The organism is Bacillus sp. P4_D3 (genome assembly GCF_056401855.1).
In genome coordinates, this window is record NZ_JBFUIN010001146.1 from 1 (window position 1) to 756 (window position 756).

2 protein-coding genes are annotated in these 756 nt (G+C 34.5%); one reads left to right on the forward strand and one right to left on the reverse strand.

Annotated elements, in window-relative coordinates; translation table 11 throughout:
- Positions 1–21: 21 nt before the first annotated feature.
- Complete coding sequence (locus tag AC1DTM_RS29880; RefSeq protein ID WP_016105104.1) at positions 22–246, forward strand: hypothetical protein; 225 nt, start codon at positions 22–24, stop codon at positions 244–246.
- A 47-nt stretch (positions 247–293) separates the two neighbouring features.
- On the opposite strand, the gene dltD is transcribed toward AC1DTM_RS29880, so the two are convergent.
- A partial coding sequence (gene dltD, locus AC1DTM_RS29885) for a D-alanyl-lipoteichoic acid biosynthesis protein DltD (RefSeq protein ID WP_477001634.1) occupies positions 294–756 on the reverse strand: 463 nt, incomplete at its 5' end.

Below are 756 nucleotides of genomic sequence, written 5' to 3' on the forward strand. Positions count from 1 at the left end.
CTCAAAAGGAGTGATTCCCCTATGCATTGGCATCAAAAAGTACCATACTTAATCGGACGCCCTATCGGCATTTCCTTCATGAATGGACAAGGAACTTCCGGCTTTTTATGCGGTGTACAAAATAATCAATTATTTGTTTACGAATACCTTTACCAAGCTCAATTTGCAATGAAACATTATGATTTTAGACAAATTCAAGATATACACGCCTTTCCAAATTGCCCGCACCAAAATCCTTTATATTAAAAAACAGGAACGGCTTTATCGCCATTCCTGTTTCCATTGTTTATACATTATTTTTCAGAGTAAAACTTCTGCACTGCCTCATCAAAATAGATCCAGCCTTTCCAACCTAAATGAATTGTATCTTTTAAGAAATACTTATCATATTCATGGCTAGAAAAATCAACTACTGGGTATCCTGCTTTTTCGACTTGATCGCGAACCTTGTTATAATACACATCACGGCGTTCTTTTGGGAAACCAGCGTAATCATACCACGGTCCGTTTACAGGCACAGAAATAAAGAGTGGTTTTACATTTTTTTCTTTGAAAAGATCTAAAACAATTTGTAAGTCATCATATTCTGGTGAATCATCATACGATTCATTTGCTCTAAAGTTTTTTAAACCTTTTAATTTTTTCTTTAAATTATGTTTATAGTAATATGGATTTTCAATTCCGAATGTATTTGTTGTGGATCCTACTTTACCTTCTTGTTCCGCATGTTTACGTGCATCTTCCCAAGAAAGTGAA